Here is a 16,474-nt window from a genome sequence, read left to right as displayed (position 1 = left end):
CCAGATCCGCCAATACCGTGCCGGCAAGGGCAAGCGCCCGGATCCGCTCAAGGACTTGCCGATTCCGCCGGATCTGCGCCGCGACACTTGATCATGAACGTGTGGCGAGCAGGCTTGCATTGGGCTGTGAAGTAGCCCCAATAAGAACACCGCGTTCCTTCAGGCAAACCGCAGCGTCAGGTTTTAGGGCTGCTTCGCAGCCCAGTGCGGTGCAAGCCTGCCCGCCACAACAAGCCCGCTCTTCACTATGTAAGTACCCACCATCCGCTACCACCTGTCGGCAACCCTCGTCAGTAGCCAGCTTCCCTTTGTCGCGGTTTTATGGTCACAGGAGCTTCATATACGCTGTTATTAGGTGTAGGGGTTGCGGTGATGAACGTAGTTACGGGAGTGGTCAAATCTTACGACCAATGCAGCGGTGATGGCTTGAACGTGCTGGATCGCGGGGGAGACGAAGTGTTTGTAGATCGGCGCGGTTCGGTCGGGATAAAGCTTTCAGTGGGCCTGAAAGTGGCGCAGCAGATGATCCACCGAACCGTTGGCGTGTACGCTTCGAGCCTCAGGCTGATCTAGAAGTGGTTCAACGCGGATAAGGGCTTTGGTTTTATCACTCAGAACGGTGGTGGAGCGGATGTGTTCGTGCATTTTTCGGTGATTGTCCGGACCGGACACATGGTGGATCCAAAGTGACGGATCCAAGACGCTCGAAGACTGCGCAACGCCCAGTAACTCCTCTCGTTTTGGATCCTCCAGATCAAAGGCCAGGTCGCAACTCCGCGCATTAGTCGAGGCGAGTGTTCGCTGAGGTTGACCAACAGCCGCCATAGCGCCGCACAGTAGACGATAAAAAAGCGTCAACTGAAAGGAGGCAATGCTTAATCAATCCGGGTCGCGACGTCCGACTGTGAGTGTTCAGCGGTGTACGGAGACTAGAGTTTGAGTTTCATAGGGACAACCTCGAAGAATTGTCTGACGTTTCTGTTTTTACAAATACCTAGTCGAACGGTCAGTTGTTTGGTTTTGAGTTTTTGCGCAGCATCCCCACCTGCGTCATTTATGGACTACCACAGCCCTCATAAATCAATACCTATAGGTATTCGAGCCCACTCGGGCGCCAGAAAAGGAAAGCGCAATGGAATATGCAATGCCTACGTTGTTTACCAACGACGTTTCCCCTACGTTTTTTTGCCCTCTCGATAATTCGCCCTTTACAGATCGGTAACTTTTCGGTTCTCGACGAGTATGCCTTGACAATTATCAACTCTATTATTTGGTTAGGTGCAGAATGTCTAAAGTTCCAGTTTTGTGCTTTCCGTTTGCTGGCGCCGGTCCCTCTGTCTTTCAGCCATGGAAAGCCTTGGCGGGGGATCGCTTTGAAATTCTTCCCGTAACTTTGCCGGGTCGTGAGCGACGCTTTGTCGAGCCGGCCTACCGGTCGGTCAAGGACGCCATTGAGGGTAGCTTGGCGCACGTTATGGAGCTCCTTGAGGGACGCACTGAAGTGGTGATTTTCGGCCATAGTATGGGGGCCATTCTCGCCTTTGAGATGGCGCGCAAGCTTTGTTCCGTAACGTCAGTGAAGGTGCTCCACCTGGTGGTCAGCGGCTCGCCGGGCCCTATGTCTCCCCGTGAGGAGCGGGCTACTGGCCTGAGCGACGACATGTTTCTGGCGCAGGTGGCCTCGTTTGCCGGCTATAACCATCCGGCGCTGAGCAACCCTGATATGCGCGCCATGTTACTGCCTTCCCTGCGTGCTGACGTCGAGCTGCATGAAGGCTACCTGCCAGAGTCGGATCAGCCGTTGCCCGTGTCTGTGCTATCGATTCGCGGCGCGCAGGATGACTTGGTCACCCGTGAGCAAGCGGCAGAGTGGTCCCACGCCACCTCTGCAACCTTCACTGCACTGGAAGTGGGGGGCGGGCATATGTACCTGAGTGAAGAGCCTGGTGCCCTCTTGCAGGCCATTCACACGGCCCTATCGTGCGTGGTGCCGGAGGCTGTCCATGAGGCTGGTTGATAAGACGGCAGTGATTACTGGTGCAGCCCGTGGGTTAGGGCGTGCCTGTGCCGTTCATTTTGCCGCACAGGGCGCTGACTTGGTACTGCTGGATGTGGCCTCGGACATCGAGGGTGTCCCCTATGTGCTGGGGACCCTCAACCAACTGAATCATACCGCGCAGTTGTGCAGGGAGCACGGTGTCTCGGTGTTGACGGCCCAGGTCGATGTTCGCAATGGTGCACAAATTGATGCGGCGATTGCCAGGGCCCTGGAGCGCTTTGGCCGGATCGATGTCTTGGTCAACAACGCCGGTATTGCTGCGCCTTCGGGAAAAATGATCCATGAAATTTCCGAAGAACAATGGCTACTGATGATTGACGTCGACCTGACGGGCTCCTGGCGAATGATCAAGGCGGTCGGGCACTGCATGTTGACCCTGCGCAGCGGCAGCATCATCAATATCGCGTCGACCTCCGGCTTGGTGGGATACCGCAATTTTGCCGGCTACGTCAGCGCCAAGCACGGCATTGTCGGATTGACCAAGGCGGCGGCATTGGACTTCGCCCCCTTTAAGGTTCGGGTCAATGCGCTCTGCCCGGGTTCGGTGCGGGACGACCCCAAGGTCGAAGGTCGGATGCTCTCGGAAATTGCCCGATCACTTGAAGTGCCCATCGATGAACACGAGGAAATCTTCGTCCAGGCCCAGCCGATGAATGCTTTGATTGAGCCAGAAAGCATTGCTAGCACAGCGATTTGGCTGGCGTCCGATGATGCGCGCCAGGTGACTGGCAGCGTCATCACTGTCGACGGCGGATTTACTGCCCGTTGACGGCGGTCCGTTCTTCATAGTTTTCCAAGACTGGTGGTTGGGTATACCAAGAATAATTAAGGCCAGGTTCAAAATGGACATTCTATTTAGCACTGCTGTATCGACTGAGCCACGTGGTTTTCAGTGCTCCACTGCCGTGGGCACGAAGAGCCGCGATGGTGCTTATTGCCACGCCCTGCGCTACAGGATAAGTGGCGTTTCTTGCATTACGCCGCTTCAACAACATTATTCACGTGTGGTCGCGCGCTGCTTTTCCGATGACCAAATGGGGGGGGCGCCAGCTATCCTCTGGCATGAAACCGTTACCGGCCAATCCGGGGATGCCATCGCAGTACGTCAATGCCGCGCGCAACTGCGCAAGCCACTGTCGCCCTCCAGCCCGGCTAAGCTGCGGGCGGTGTTGCTGGAGTACGAGGATGGCGTGTGTGACTTGATCCTCGTTGGGCGTCGCGGCCAACTGGATCTACGCTCGATGATGCTACTGGGGGATGCCTTGCTGGCAGGCAGTGAGTTGACGCTTCAGTTGGTTGTTGAGTCCGATCCGGGTACCTGCCTGCCTGATGACGAAAGCCTTGAGGATGAGCGTTTTCCTGCGCCGGAATGGGCGCTTGGCGAGCCAGATCAAGCGCCGCGGCTCAAACATTTTCGCCAGGGATTGGCGCAGGACGAAATGGGCAGTACGGCCAGTTGGATGGCGGCATTGGCGGTGACCCTGGGTCAATACAGCGACATGGAGCCTTGTGAGGTCGCGACTCTGGTGATGGATAGCCCGCATCTGCCTTATACCCTGGGCGTCAACGAGCGATTGGTGCATGTGCCGATAACTCCAGAGCCACAGAGCCTATGCGTGGAGTTACAGGAAGGTATCGAAGCACAGCTTTCACATGTGGAAGAGGCGCCAGCGGGGCCGCTCAAATCCTTTGTGGCCGCCATGATTGTGCGCGATGCCGAGGCGGACCTGATTCCCTTCAGTGACTATCAGTCATCGTTGAATCGCCTATATTCGCTGCTGTTTCTTCGCGGTCGGGACGCTGAGGGCCAGGCCTATCTTGAATGCTCCTACCATTGCCGCGGGTTTGATGGTGAGGTCATCCGACACTTTGCCCGGTCATTGGTCTTCGTTCATCAGCAACTGCGTCTGAACCCGCAACACCGTGTGAATAGCCTGTATTTGCTCAGTGACCGCCACGCCGAGGAGGTGAGGGCGCTGGGGCGCACAGTGCAGGGAGCAGACCCGCTCCGGCGCATTGATCAAGTGTTTGCCGAGCAAGCCCGTACCTATCCTCATTCTCTGGCGCTTTCGTTCGAAGGCCAGAAGTTGAGCTATCAAGCGTTGGAGCAGCAGAGCAGCCAATGGGCTCATGTATTGCGCGCCGAAGGTGTCGCACAGGGGGATTTGGTCGGTGTGTGCCTGGAGCGCTCCTTGGAACTGGTGGTGATGCTGCTGGCAGTGCTCAAGGCCGGTGCTACTTATGTGCCGCTTGATCCAGCGTATCCTGCCGAACGGCTGGGCTATACCGTTGAAAATGCCCGTATCAACCTGGTCGTCAGCACCCAGTCGGAGTTCCCGACCCCGGTGCGGTTGCTGTCTCCCCTGGCCATTATCGAGCGCAGTGTCGACTATCCGGCTGTTGCGCCGACAATAACCGGCGATGCGCAAGCGCCGGCCTATGTCATTTACACCTCGGGCTCCACCGGCAAGCCTAAAGGTGTGGTGGTCCGCCATTGCAACCTGATGAGCCTGTTGGCCGGTACGCAGGAGGACTTCAAATTGTCTGCGTCCGATATCTGGACGCTGTTCCACTCCAGTGCGTTTGATTTTTCGGTCTGGGAAATGTGGGGCTGCTTGCTGACCGGCGGGCATCTGGTGGTGGTTCCTTATTGGGTGTCCAGGTCGGCTCGGGAGTTTCACGAACTGCTGGTGCGTGAGCAGGTCAGCGTGCTGAACCAGACGCCTTCGGCATTTTCCCAGTTGATCGAGGCCGACGGGCACAGTGGCGAGCCCTTGGCATTGCGCCTGGTCGTGTTTGGCGGTGAGCCCCTAGACGCCGGGATGCTGGTGCGCTGGTTTGATCGTCACGCCGAATCTGCGTGCCGGATGGTCAACATGTATGGCATCACTGAAGCTACCGTGCATGTCACGTCACAGACCATTACCCGTCGAGAGGCCCTCAAAACCACGCGTTCGGTGGGGCGGCCGGTGGATGGCTGGCACGTCTATATCATGGATGAAGCGGGTCAATTGCTGCCGCCAGGTATCAGCGGCGAGATCTGTGTCGCCGGTGCCGGGGTTGCCCTAGAGTACCTTAATCAGCCGCAATTGACCGCCGAGCGTTTTATCAGTAAGCCCGGGGACACGGGACGGCTCTATCGCAGCGGCGACAAGGGACGCCTGCGCCCCGATGGCCGGCTGGAACACCTTGGCCGCCTGGACAGCCAGGTCAAACTGCGGGGCTTTCGTATCGAGTTGGATGAGATTCGCTCCGTGCTGTTGCAGGCCAATGCAGTGGTCGCGGCTGCGGTGGTGCTCAATCAAAGCAAGGCCGGTGATGCCGCTTCGGCGCGACTGGATGCTTATCTGGTGCTCAATGGTGGCAGCGTCCAGGATGTGCGTCAGCATGCCGGTAAGTATTTACCGGATTACATGCTGCCTTCCACCTTTACCGTGCTCGACGTCTTGCCACTGACGGTCAATGGCAAGCTGGACGTGCGGGCCTTGCCGGCACCGACGGTGCAAGTGCAGGCACCCCAATCGGTGAAAAAAACTGTGGCTGACGGCGATGCCGTGATCCAGGGTCTGGTGGCAATCTGGGAAACCGTACTCGGCGTGCCGGTGGGCTTGGATGACAACTTCTTCGAGCTGGGGGGCAACTCACTCTATGCCGTACGCATTGATGCCATGTTACGTGAGCAACATCTACCTTCGATTCCCATGCGCGAGATCTACATTCAGCAGACGGTTCGTAACCTGGTGGGGTTCCTGCACGCCTCTGGCGCTGAAGAGTCGAGCGTAGGCCTGTGATGACGAATATCCATGCATCCCTTAATGACAGCCTCTTTCGCGAGCAAACCCTGGACCTGACGGATCTTGGCGCAACCACCCTCAGTCCCGAGTTGCTCCTGGCGGGATGGGCATGGTTGATTCAGGTTTATACCCAACAGCCCCTGATCAAGCTTGAACGGCTTGCGCCTCATCTACCTTCGTTGGTCCTAGAGCTTGATGTCGAGCTGTCCGAGGCGTTCTTGGTCCTTGCGGGGCAGATTGAACGGCAACTGGGCCGGATACCCTTGACCGCGCTTTACATTGCGTCCACCGGCGCCGATGTGCCAGACGACGCGCCGCGTATCTGGCAGCAAATCACGGTGATCCATGCGGTCGGGCAATTGTGCCTGCGCAGCGATCTGGCCATGGATGCACGGGCTTTCGGGCGGTATGCCTGTCAATTGGCACATGTCTATGAACTGCTGGCACAAGCGCCTGACCGGGTCATGAGAGAGATGCAGGCTTTGCCGGCCGAGCAGGCGGCGCAGGTGCTCGACGGGTTCAACCAGACCGCGCGTGACTACCCGCAGAGCCTGACCATTGAACAGCGTTTTGCACTGATTGCCGGACAGTTTCCTGAGCGGTGTGCGGTCATGCACCGCACTCATGGCTTGACCTATCAGCAACTGGAGCAACAGGCCAACAGGCTCGCGGTTAGCCTGCGGGCCGAGGGTGTTGTCCCGGGCCAGATCGTGGCGCTGCTGATGCCCCGTGCTCTTGCCATGGTGGTGGCGACTCTGGCGATTCTCAAGGTGGGCGGCGTGTATCTGCCGATTGACCCGGACTATCCCGAAGACCGGATCAACTATCTGCTGCGTGACAGCGGCGCGGGGCATTTATTGGTGGACGGTGCGTGGCAGATGCAAGGGCGCGAGGTGTTTGCCGGGCGCATCATGACGGTCGCCGACCTTGCCTCTCAATCTCCAGCAGATCCCGCGCCCCTGGCCCCTGACCGCGCTGCCACCGCGGCGTACGTCATGTACACCTCCGGCACTACAGGCCAGCCCAAGGGGGCGATCGTGACCCACAGGGGTGTGATGCGCCTGGTCTGCAACCCTGACTATGTCGAGCTTGATCAGTACACCCGCATGCTGCAGGCGGGGGCCATCGGGTTTGATGCGGCGACCTTTGAAGTCTGGGGGGCGCTGCTCAACGGTGGATGCCTGCAAATCGTTGATCGCGACGTGTTGCTTGATGCGACCGCGCTGGGTGCCTTCCTCGCTACCCATCAAACCACCTGCGCCTTGATCACGACATCGCTGTTTAACCAATTGGCCGAACAGGATCCGGCGTTGTTCAAGTCGTTGCACCAGTTGGTGGTCGGCGGGGACGTCATTTCCCCCTTGCATGTTCAACGGGTGTTGCACGCCTGTACGCCGTTGCGTCTGATCAATGCCTATGGACCGACCGAAAACGCGGTGATCTCTACGGCTTGCACCGTTACGCAGGCCGATGGACTACCGATTACCATCGGGCGTCCTATCGCCAATTCGACGGTCTTTATCCTCAACCGCTTCGGTTACCCCGTGCCGATCGGTGTCGAAGGTGAGTTGTGGGTCGGCGGCGACGGCCTGGGCCTGGGTTACCTGAATCAGCCAGAGCTGACGCAGGCGGCGTTTCAGTCCGTCGCCGGCATTGGCGGGCGCCAAGTCTACCGCACCGGCGATATGGCGCGCTGGCGGGAAGACGGTCGTATCGAGTTTCTCGGACGGCGTGACCATCAGGTGAAAATCCGTGGTTTTCGGGTGGAAACCAGTGAGATAGAGCAGCAATTGCTGGCGCTGGAAAATGTTCGCGAAGCCCTGGTGGTGGTGCTCAAGCAACCGGTGACCCAGGAGCGTGTGCTGGTGGCCTACGTGACGCTGGATGACGTTGGGTCCATGGACCGTGTGCGGTATTTGCTGGCGCAGAAGCTGGCAGGGCATATGGTACCTGCGACCTTTATCCGGCTCGCGGGTTTGCCTCTGGCGACCAATGGTAAAGTCGACCGCTCGGCGCTGCCGCTGCCTGAGCCTGCTGATTTCACCTACGGCGGGCTTGATACCACGCCTCCATCGAGTGACACCGAGCAGGCATTGGCGCGGCTATGGGCTGAGGCGCTGGGCATGCCGCAGGTGGGGACCCATGTCAGCCTGTACGAGCTGGGGGCCAGTTCGTTGACGGCGACGCTATTAGCGGGTCGTATCGAACACGTCTTGGGCTTGCGCTGCCCGGTGGCGCAGTTGCTGGCCACCCCGACCATTGCCCAGGTCGCGGCTTACCTGGATTCGGCAGAAAAGCGTTCGGCGGTGCTTGCTGAGGGAGTGAGAGCTGCGTGCAAACAACCGCTCTATCCGGTTTCAACGCAACAACACCGAGTTTATATCGAGCAAATGAAGGACGATCGGGCTACCCACTATCATTTGCCGATGGTGGTGCCGCTCCCCGGAACACCGGACGTGACGAAATTGCGGGGGGCCTTGCAGGAACTCGTACAACGCCACGAGATATTGCGTACGGATTTCCAGCAACAAGGTGCCTCGACCTGGCAGCGGATCCATGAGCACGTGCCGGTCGAACTGAATCTCCATGACTATATCGGCACGGCCGAGGCATTTCTGAGGGAGTTTGTCCGCCCGTTCCAGTTGAGACATGCGCCGTTGTGGCGAGCTGCGTTGGTGCGGCACAGCGGCGGTACCGCGTTGGTGTTCGATATCCATCACCTCATCACTGACGGTTTTTCCCTGGCCATGCTGTTCCGGCAATGGGCCCTGGCCTATGGCGGGGTGCCGGTCGCTGAGCCGCCGTTGCATTACAAGGACTACGTCCAATGGATCTCCCAGGGAGCGGCAGCACCGCTGTTGACGCAAGCCAGAGCGTATTGGCATGAGGTGTATCGCTTGCCCTTCAGGCCTTTGGATATCCCGTACGATCGTCCTCGTACGGCGAAGCGTTCCAATGCCGGCGGCAGACTCGATTTTGAGCTGGGCACCCTGCGCACCGCAGCGTTGCGAGCCCTGGCCCGGGAGCGAAACGTCACCCTGTTCCAGGTATTGCTGGCCGGTTACGGCCTGTTTCTAGCGCGCGTCAGTATGGCCAGGGATGTGACCCTTGGGACGCCGGTCTCGGGCCGCAACTTGGCGGAAAGCCAAGCGCTGCAGGGCATGTTCGTCAACACCGTGTGCCTGCGTCTGGCACTGCCGGGGCTCGTGGGTTTTGACCAGTTCCTCCAGGATGTTGCCGCACACGCCAATCAGGCTTTCGACCATCAGATCTACCCGTTTGACGGACTGGTGAAAGAGTTGTCAGTGGTGCGTGAGCCCAACCGCAACCCGCTGTTCGACAGCCTGTTTGCTCTGCAAAACACTGACCTTGAGTCGATTGATTTTCTCGGTGGCCAGCCACGCTGGGTTCCCGAGGCAACGCAGAGCACGACTTTCGAGCTCAATTTGCAGATCAGCGAGCAGCCGAAGCAACTCACGGCGGCCTGGATGTACAGCACTGATCTGTTTCTTGCACCCACGATAGGCAGCTTTCGCGATACCTATCTAGCGTTGCTGGATGCGTTGTTAGCCGATCCTTCGCAAACCCTTGATTCGCTGATCACAGAGCCAGCCAGACAGCCAGTTGGATTGCCAACTATCGATTTCTGTTTCTGAAATTATGGAGTTTGTCATGCAATCTATTGAAACCCGTGGCCAACTCAAGGTCGCCGCGGCTCAGCGCCCGAAACAAGCCAGTTACTGGCGTAAATTGTTCAAGCTGAACTGGAGTAAGACCGGTTTTTCCGTGAACAAGGCCACGAGCGGTGAGCCGCTCCAGAGTACGTTGAGCTTTCCGTTACGCCCCGAGATCGCGGCCAATGTCATCAAGGTGACCCGAGGCAATGAAGCCAGCCAGCAAGTGTTGCTGACGTCGGCAGTCATGGCGCTGCTGCACGTCTATACGCGTCAAGAGGTCATAGTGGTCGGCCTGCCGGCCAGCTTCGAGACCAGCCTTGCCGCTTCGCAAAACCTGGCTTTCCCTCTGCACGCCAGTCTGGAGGCGGCTACGAGCTTCACGCAGTTGCTGGATCAGGTGCGCAGCCGGGTACTGGGTGCTATAGAACACAGTGACTACCCGCTCGAGCTGTTTGCCGAAGAGTTTTCACTGCCTGAAACCGAAGGCCAGAGCCCGTTCTTCGAGGTGGCCTTGGAAATCACCCACCCAGAAAAACCAAGCCTTGCGCAGCGTTTGAACCTCTCGACGCTATTCAGTTTCACCGTCACCGCTGAACAGGTCGAATTGACTATTCACTTTGATGCACGCTTGCATGAGGTGATTACGCTGCGCTGGCTGGCCATGCACCTGGAGGAACTCCTTGCCCAGGCGCTGCAAACGCCTGAAGTGCCGCTGACGGATCTGAACCTGATGACGTCCCATGACGTGGATTTTTTGGCTACCGTCAATGCGACCGAGCAGGTCTACGACCAGAATGTGAGAATCGAAACGTTGTTCGCCCGTCAAGTGAGCCTGCGCCCTGATGCTGTCGCGGTGGTCTCTGACCATGGGCGGATGACGTTTGTTGAGTTGGACAAGCGCTCCAACCAACTGGCCCGTACCCTGGCCGACAGGGGCGTGTGCCGTGACCAGGTGGTGGCGGTAGTCGCCCGGCGTTCCAACGAAATGCTGGTGGCAATTCTCGCGGTCATCAAGGTTGGCGGGGCGTACTTGCCCATTGATCCGAACTACCCCCAGTCACGTATCGACTATGTGCTCAATGACAGCGGCGCCCGTCTGATTCTGGCGCAGACGCACTTGTTGAGTGCCTCCCAGGAGCGCACGCAGCAGGTCATTGACCTGAATGATGTCAGTGTGTATGCCACTGACGACCAGGCCCTACCGGTGGTGGGCGACTCGCGCAATCTGGCCTATGTCATCTACACCTCCGGCTCCACCGGGCAACCCAAAGGTGTCATGGTGGAGCATCACTCGGTGGTTAATCGCCTGGCCTGGATGCAGCGCGCCTATCCCATCGGCCCTGGCGATGTGATTTTGCAGAAGACCCCCATTGCCTTTGATGTGTCGGTGTGGGAATTGTTCTGGTGGATGATCGAGGGGGCGACGGTCTGTCTGCTGGCGCCGGGCGCCGAGCGTGATCCGGAAGCGATGGTCAGCGCCATCAAGGCTCATCGGGTCTCAACCCTACACTTTGTGCCTTCAATGTTGAACGCGTTCCTCGGGTATGTGCAAAGCACTCAAGCAGGCAACCGGTTGGCGAGCCTGCGTCAGGTATTTGCCAGCGGTGAAGCTCTGGGAGTGCATCAGGTGCGGCTTTTTGAAACGCTGCTGTTCGACACTCACGCAACGGCCTTGATTAACTTGTACGGACCGACTGAGGCCACAGTGGATGTGTCGTACTTCAATTGCTGCGGGCGTAACTTGAGCCACTTGGTACCGATCGGCAAGCCCATCGATAACACGCGCCTGCACATTCTGGATGCCAACCTCAAGGCTTTGCCGGTGGGCGTACCGGGGGAGTTGTGCATTGCCGGTGCCGGCCTGGCCCGTGGTTATCATCAGCGTGAGGCGTTGACTGCCGAACGCTTTGTCGAGCAACCAATGGACGCAGAAGCGCGCATTTACCGCACCGGTGACCTGGCGCGCTGGTTGCCGAGCGGCGAAATCGAGTACCTAGGACGCATCGATAACCAGGTCAAGCTTCGTGGCTTGCGTATCGAACTGGGGGAAATCGAAACCCGCCTGCGGGACTTTCCCGAGGTACGCGAGGCGGTGGTAGTGGTTCGCCAGATCGGTGAGGCCCAATCGCTGTGCGGCTACATCGAGGCGCCGCAGACATTGGACTTGACGCACCTGCGCAGTTTCCTCGGGCAATTTCTGCCGGACTATATGGTGCCGACGCACTTGACCGTCCTTGACGCCTTTGCCTTATCTCCCAGCGGCAAGCTTGATCGCAAGGCCTTACCGGATCCGCTGCTGGCAAAAAATAACGACACCGAATATGTGGCGCCGCGCAACGCCTCCGAGGCGTTGCTGGTAACCATCTGGGAAGACGTTCTGAGCGTGCGCCCGATTGGTGTGCATCACAACTTCTTTGCGCTGGGGGGCGACTCCATCCACTTCGTGACCATCCTGGCCCGGGCGCGCACCCAAGAGCTGGACTTCACGTTCCAGGACTTCTTTGCCCGTCCAACGATTGCCAAGCTGGTGCAAGGGCTGGCCTCCGGCAGTGTCGGTGAGCAGGCTCGCCATACCTTTGAGCCTTATGAGCTGCTGACCCAGGCCGATCGCGACCGCCTGCCAGACAGCGCCGAAGATGCCTACCCGTTGTCTATGCTGCAGGCGGGGCTGATCTTCCAGAACGAACTCAGTTTTGGCACCGCGCAGTATCACGACATCATCAGCTATACAATTAAAAGTGCGATTGACCTGGCGGTATTCGAGCAAGCTGTACGGATTCTGGTGCAGCGCAATCCGATCTTCCGCACCAGCTATCACTTGTCCGGGTTTGACCAGTTCATTCAGATAGTCAATCGGGAAGTGGAGTTGCCGCTGACCATGGCAGACCTGCGTGGTATGGATGAGTGTGCGCAGGAGCAGTGGTGCCAGCAATGGTTCGAGGATGAAAAGGCCCACCGTTTTGTCTGGGAAAAAGCCGGCCTGGTGCGTCTGCATGTGCATGTGCTGAGCGACAATCTGTACCGCTATGTGCTCAGTCAGCACAACTCGGCCCTGGATGGCTGGAGCATTACACTGGTGCACACACAGCTTTTTGAAATCTACTCCAGCTTGCTCAAGGGCAATGCCTACGACAAGCCGCTGGTGGATAACCACCTGCGCAATTACATGGGGCTGGAACAGCAGTCCCTGGACAGCGAAGCCGATCGCCAGTTCTGGCACAACCTGATGGATGGCGCGCGGTTTACTCAACTGCCGCGTTTGCAATCGGAAGTGCCCACCTCGGGCCTGTCAGTGGTGTTCCATGAAGTGAAGATCGACAGCCTGCTGTCGGAGCGCATCATTGCCCTGGCCGACGCCCTGTATGTGCCGGTCAAGACCGTGCTGATGGCTGCCCACTTGAAAGTCCTCAGCGAGCTGGCCGCCGATGACGATGTGTTGGTGGGCTATGAGCACAGCGGCCGCCCAGAAGTGGATGGAGCGACGCGGGCCATTGGCTTGTTCCTTAACACTCTGCCGTTGCGGGTGAAGATTGCCGAGGGTTCCTGGGCGCAATTGATCCAGCAGGTGTACAACGCGGAAACGGACTTGTTGCCGCATCGTCGTTACCCGATGGCCCGGATCAAGCAAGACATGGGGATTCAGCAACCGTTGTTTGAAACTGCGTTCAACTACACCCACTTCTACCTGCTTAAGGACCTGGAGAGCCGGCCTGACTTTGATCTGCTGGATGTGCGCGCCAACTCCGAAACCGAGTTTGTCCTGCGAGCCGAATTCTCTCGGCATTTCTCCACCGATGATGTCCGGCTCAGCCTGCACTATCACGATCATGTCTTCAGTGCGCAGTACATCGAACAGATGGGCAGCTACTATCGCCAGGCGTTCGAGTTGATGACCCGTGACATGCAGGCCCGCCATGACGAGATCCCGCTGCCGAGTCCTGAGCAGGCACAGTTGTTGAGCCAGGCCCGGGCCATCGAGTCCATGAAGTTCTTGCGGGCGAGCAAACCTGCAATCACCGGGCAGAGCGTGGCGCCACTGACGCCAAACTCGCCCACCGAGCGGCGTATTGCCCAAGTCTGGGCAGAGGTTCTGGGCGTGCCGGTGGAGAGCATCATGGTGGAGGACAATTTCTTTGAACTGGGAGGCTCCTCGTTGGCCGCGATCCGTGTGGCCCTGGTGTCCGATGGTTTGATCTCCATCCCCAACCTGATGCGCCATTCCACTCTCAAACCGTTGGCTGAGGCCATTGATGAAGGGGCGGGCAATACCCAGAGCTTGCTGCAACGCCTGACGCCGCCGTGCAGCGATGCCGGCATCGCCGTGGTGTGTTTCCCTTATGCGGGAGGTAACGCCATCAACTTCCGCGACCTGGGGCAGACCCTGGCGGCGGACGGCTGCGAGCGGGATATCTTCGCTGTCGAGCTTCCGGGGCACGATATCACCCGCTCCGACGAGCCGCTGCTGGATGTGCGTGAGGCAGCGCAACGCGTCGCCCGGGCCATCGAGCAAGCGTCGCCGTCCGTGCTGTTACTATTCTGGGGGCATTGTGTAGGGGCGGCGTTGATGCTGGAAACCGCTAGGATCCTCGAAGGGCTAGGCCGGCACATCAGCCGGGTGTTTGTCGGTGGCAAGCTGCTGGACAGTGCCGAGGTGATTCGTCAGCACACAGCCCAGACTCAGGCGCTCTCCCATGAGCAGGTGCTGAACTGGATGGTGGGCGAGACCGGCTATCAGGAATTGGCGCAGATGAGTGAGCGGCAGTCGACAACCTTGATCCGTGCCTTCCGTCACGATGCCACGGTGGCCAATCTCTACCTGGCGGATTCCGAACAAGCGTGGAATGCCCACCGCCTGGAGGCGCCGTTGACGGTGGTGGTGACTCGCGATGACCGCATGACCCCGGACTATGCGCAGCGTTATCAACGCTGGAGCCTGTTCAGCGACGACGTTTCCCTGCACGTCATTGAGGACGGTGGGCATTATTTCTGTCGGACTCGTCCAGAGGCGGTCGCTGCCGTGATCAACGGTGTACTCCAAGCAAACACCTCGCGTACTAATCCATAAGGAATCGATATGACCAATAAAGAGTCTTTTGTGCAGGATGCAGCGGCTGTGGTTTCAGCCGGCGATCTTGATGCCGACCCCGCGCCCGACAGGCGCGAAGAGTTGATGGCCGGTGCGAGGGCCATGACGCCATTCCTGGTCTCCGCGATTCCCATGGGCCTGTTGGGCGGTGCCTTCGGCATGACCAGCGGCCTGGGGGAAATCAATACCCTGGCACTGGCCATGGTGCTGAACTCCGGAACCGTGCAATTCATTGCTATCAAGTTGCTGCAACAGGATGCGGCGGCCTCGGTGTTGTTGTTGACTGCCCTGGTGCTCAGTCTTCGTTTGTTGATCTACAGCTCGGTGCTTCGTTCAAGTACCCGCTACCTGTCGCAGCGTTGGCGGGTGGTGTTGGCTTTCGGCATGATTGATGCGGTCTTTTTTGTGATGCTTGACCGCTTCAAGAAAAAGCAGGAGGCCTATCCCGGCTGGCAATGGTTCTACTGTGGTGCTTCCCTGTCCATGTATTTGAACTGGATGGTGGCGACCGTGATCGGTATTGCCATCGGCGCCTCGTTGCCCGACCTGATTCAACACGGATTGGATTTCCCGATGATCGCGGTGTTTGTCGCCATGCTGGCCTCCATGCTGGTCAACTGGAAGGTTTGGGTCATCGTCAGTTGTACCGGGGTGATCGCGCTGCTGTTCGTGGAGTTGCCATACAACCTGGGGTTGCTGGTTGCAACCGTGGCGGGTGCGGCGATGGGGGGGCTGTGTGACATGCTGGAAAAACGTCGTGCCAAGGAGGTGTGAAATGAGTATCTGGATTCTGATTTTCGGCTTGGGCCTTTGTACCTTCCTGCCGCGTTATATGCCCTTGGTGCTCTGGGGGCAACGGGAGCTGCCACCGCTGGCGAAGACCGTGCTGGGTGCGGTGCCTCCGGCGGTACTGGCAGCGTTGGTGGCGCCAGCGATGCTGGTGCCAACTGGGACAACCCTCAACACCAGCCTGGAAAACCCCTATTTGCTGGGGGGGGTGGCGGTATTTCTGCTGTTTTTCCTGACTCGGCGTATGTTGTTGTCGAGTTTCATTGGTGTACTGGTGTTTTTTTCAGCCCAATGGTTCTTTGGTGGTGTATGAATGGTCTGGAAGGAGAAGGAAGATGACAGTCAAGGTTTTGATTTTGCCGGGCCTGTTCAATTCGGGTGAAACCCATTGGCAGTCACAGTGGGAGCAGCAGTTTTCAGGCTTGTACCGAGTGGAACAGCGGGACTGGGAGACGCCGGTCGCCGCCGATTGGTTGGAGCGGCTTAATCAGGAGATCGTGGCGGCCGACGGCGATGTCGTCCTGGTGGCTCACAGCCTGGCGAATACCCTGATCACACTTTGGGCGGCTCAGTATCCGGGGTCGTGTAAGGTGCGGGGTGCATTGCTGGTGGCGCCCAGTGATACGGAGGCGGACACCTATCCATCGGGCACCACCGGTTTTACGCCGATGTCGACGCAGCGCCTGCCTTTTCCGACAATATTGGTGGCCAGCACGGACGATCCCTACGTCACCCAGGAGCGGGTAAAGATGTTCGCCAAGGCTTGGGGCAGTGAGTTGGTCTGGGTCGAAAATGCCGGTCATATCAACGGCCAGACCGGCTACGGCGCCTGGCCCGAGGGTGCCGCATTGCTATTCAAGTTGACTGGCGATCCGCAGTTCCAGCTCAAGTGACGTTCAATGCCTGCGGTAGGTCAAAAGCCTGCCAGGCTTTGAGGCACTTGGAGTCGGCGATCACCCACAGCGTGCAGGTGGTGGGCTGGAGCGAGCTGTGGGAAAGCCACAAGAAACTGCTGATGACCAAGCAGGAAGTGCGCGACGAGCATAAGGACCAGGAAGGCAAGCCGGAA

10 protein-coding genes and 3 pseudogenes are annotated in these 16,474 nt (G+C 58.6%); 12 read left to right on the top strand and 1 reads right to left on the bottom strand.

What is annotated here, in order from left to right:
• The 3 genes and pseudogenes from AO268_RS33380 to AO268_RS33915 all read left to right on the top strand — a co-directional run.
• A partial coding sequence (locus AO268_RS33380) for a hypothetical protein (protein WP_257154474.1) occupies nucleotides 1-91 on the top strand: 91 nt, incomplete at its 5' end.
• Between the two features lie 281 nt (nucleotides 92-372).
• Nucleotides 373-573, top strand: a complete 201-nt coding sequence (locus AO268_RS33920; protein WP_099170558.1) for a DNA-binding protein — start codon at nucleotides 373-375, stop codon at nucleotides 571-573.
• Nucleotides 574-669: pseudogene (locus AO268_RS33915) on the top strand (cold-shock protein); the annotation flags it as partial.
• A gap of 42 nt (nucleotides 670-711) precedes the next feature.
• On the opposite strand, the pseudogene AO268_RS33910 reads toward AO268_RS33915, so the two are convergent.
• Nucleotides 712-818: pseudogene (locus AO268_RS33910) on the bottom strand (DUF6124 family protein); the annotation flags it as partial.
• Between the two features lie 467 nt (nucleotides 819-1,285).
• Here AO268_RS33910 and AO268_RS28315 point away from each other — a divergent pair.
• From AO268_RS28315 to AO268_RS28275, 9 genes and pseudogenes are all read left to right on the top strand, one after another.
• Nucleotides 1,286-2,017: a thioesterase II family protein gene (locus AO268_RS28315; protein WP_099170557.1), complete on the top strand. Its 732-nt coding sequence runs from the start codon at nucleotides 1,286-1,288 to the stop codon at nucleotides 2,015-2,017.
• Entirely contained in the window at nucleotides 2,004-2,828 is an 825-nt protein-coding gene (locus AO268_RS28310; protein ID WP_099170556.1) for an SDR family oxidoreductase, read from the top strand. Before AO268_RS28315 ends, AO268_RS28310 begins: the two co-directional genes overlap by 14 nt.
• 265 nt (nucleotides 2,829-3,093) lie before the next feature.
• A complete protein-coding gene (locus AO268_RS28305) occupies nucleotides 3,094-5,850 on the top strand; it encodes an amino acid adenylation domain-containing protein (RefSeq protein WP_218927892.1) in 2,757 nt (918 codons plus the stop codon).
• The gene (locus AO268_RS28300) at nucleotides 5,850-9,509 is read left to right on the top strand and encodes a non-ribosomal peptide synthetase (RefSeq protein ID WP_099170555.1); all 3,660 of its coding nucleotides are present in this window, start codon (nucleotides 5,850-5,852) and stop codon (nucleotides 9,507-9,509) included. Before AO268_RS28305 ends, AO268_RS28300 begins: the two co-directional genes overlap by 1 nt.
• Nucleotides 9,510-9,525: 16 nt before the next feature.
• Complete coding sequence (locus AO268_RS28295) at nucleotides 9,526-14,595, top strand: non-ribosomal peptide synthetase (RefSeq protein WP_169901356.1); 5,070 nt, start codon at nucleotides 9,526-9,528, stop codon at nucleotides 14,593-14,595.
• Between the two features lie 9 nt (nucleotides 14,596-14,604).
• Entirely contained in the window at nucleotides 14,605-15,390 is a 786-nt protein-coding gene (locus tag AO268_RS28290) for an AzlC family ABC transporter permease (RefSeq protein WP_099170553.1), read from the top strand.
• 1 nt (nucleotide 15,391) lies between these two features.
• A complete protein-coding gene (locus AO268_RS28285; RefSeq protein ID WP_099170552.1) occupies nucleotides 15,392-15,718 on the top strand; it encodes an AzlD domain-containing protein in 327 nt (108 codons plus the stop codon).
• Nucleotides 15,719-15,740: 22 nt separating this feature from the next.
• On the top strand, nucleotides 15,741-16,298 hold the full coding sequence (locus AO268_RS28280) for an RBBP9/YdeN family alpha/beta hydrolase (protein ID WP_099170551.1): 558 nt from the start codon (nucleotides 15,741-15,743) through the stop codon (nucleotides 16,296-16,298).
• Between the two features lie 47 nt (nucleotides 16,299-16,345).
• A pseudogene (locus AO268_RS28275) lies at nucleotides 16,346-16,474 on the top strand (EscU/YscU/HrcU family type III secretion system export apparatus switch protein); the annotation flags it as partial.

It is taken from the genome of Pseudomonas sp. ICMP 8385 (genome assembly GCF_002699915.1).
GTDB lineage: Bacteria > Pseudomonadota > Gammaproteobacteria > Pseudomonadales > Pseudomonadaceae > Aquipseudomonas > Aquipseudomonas gessardii.
This window is presented reverse-complemented; position numbering and strand designations above follow the sequence as displayed.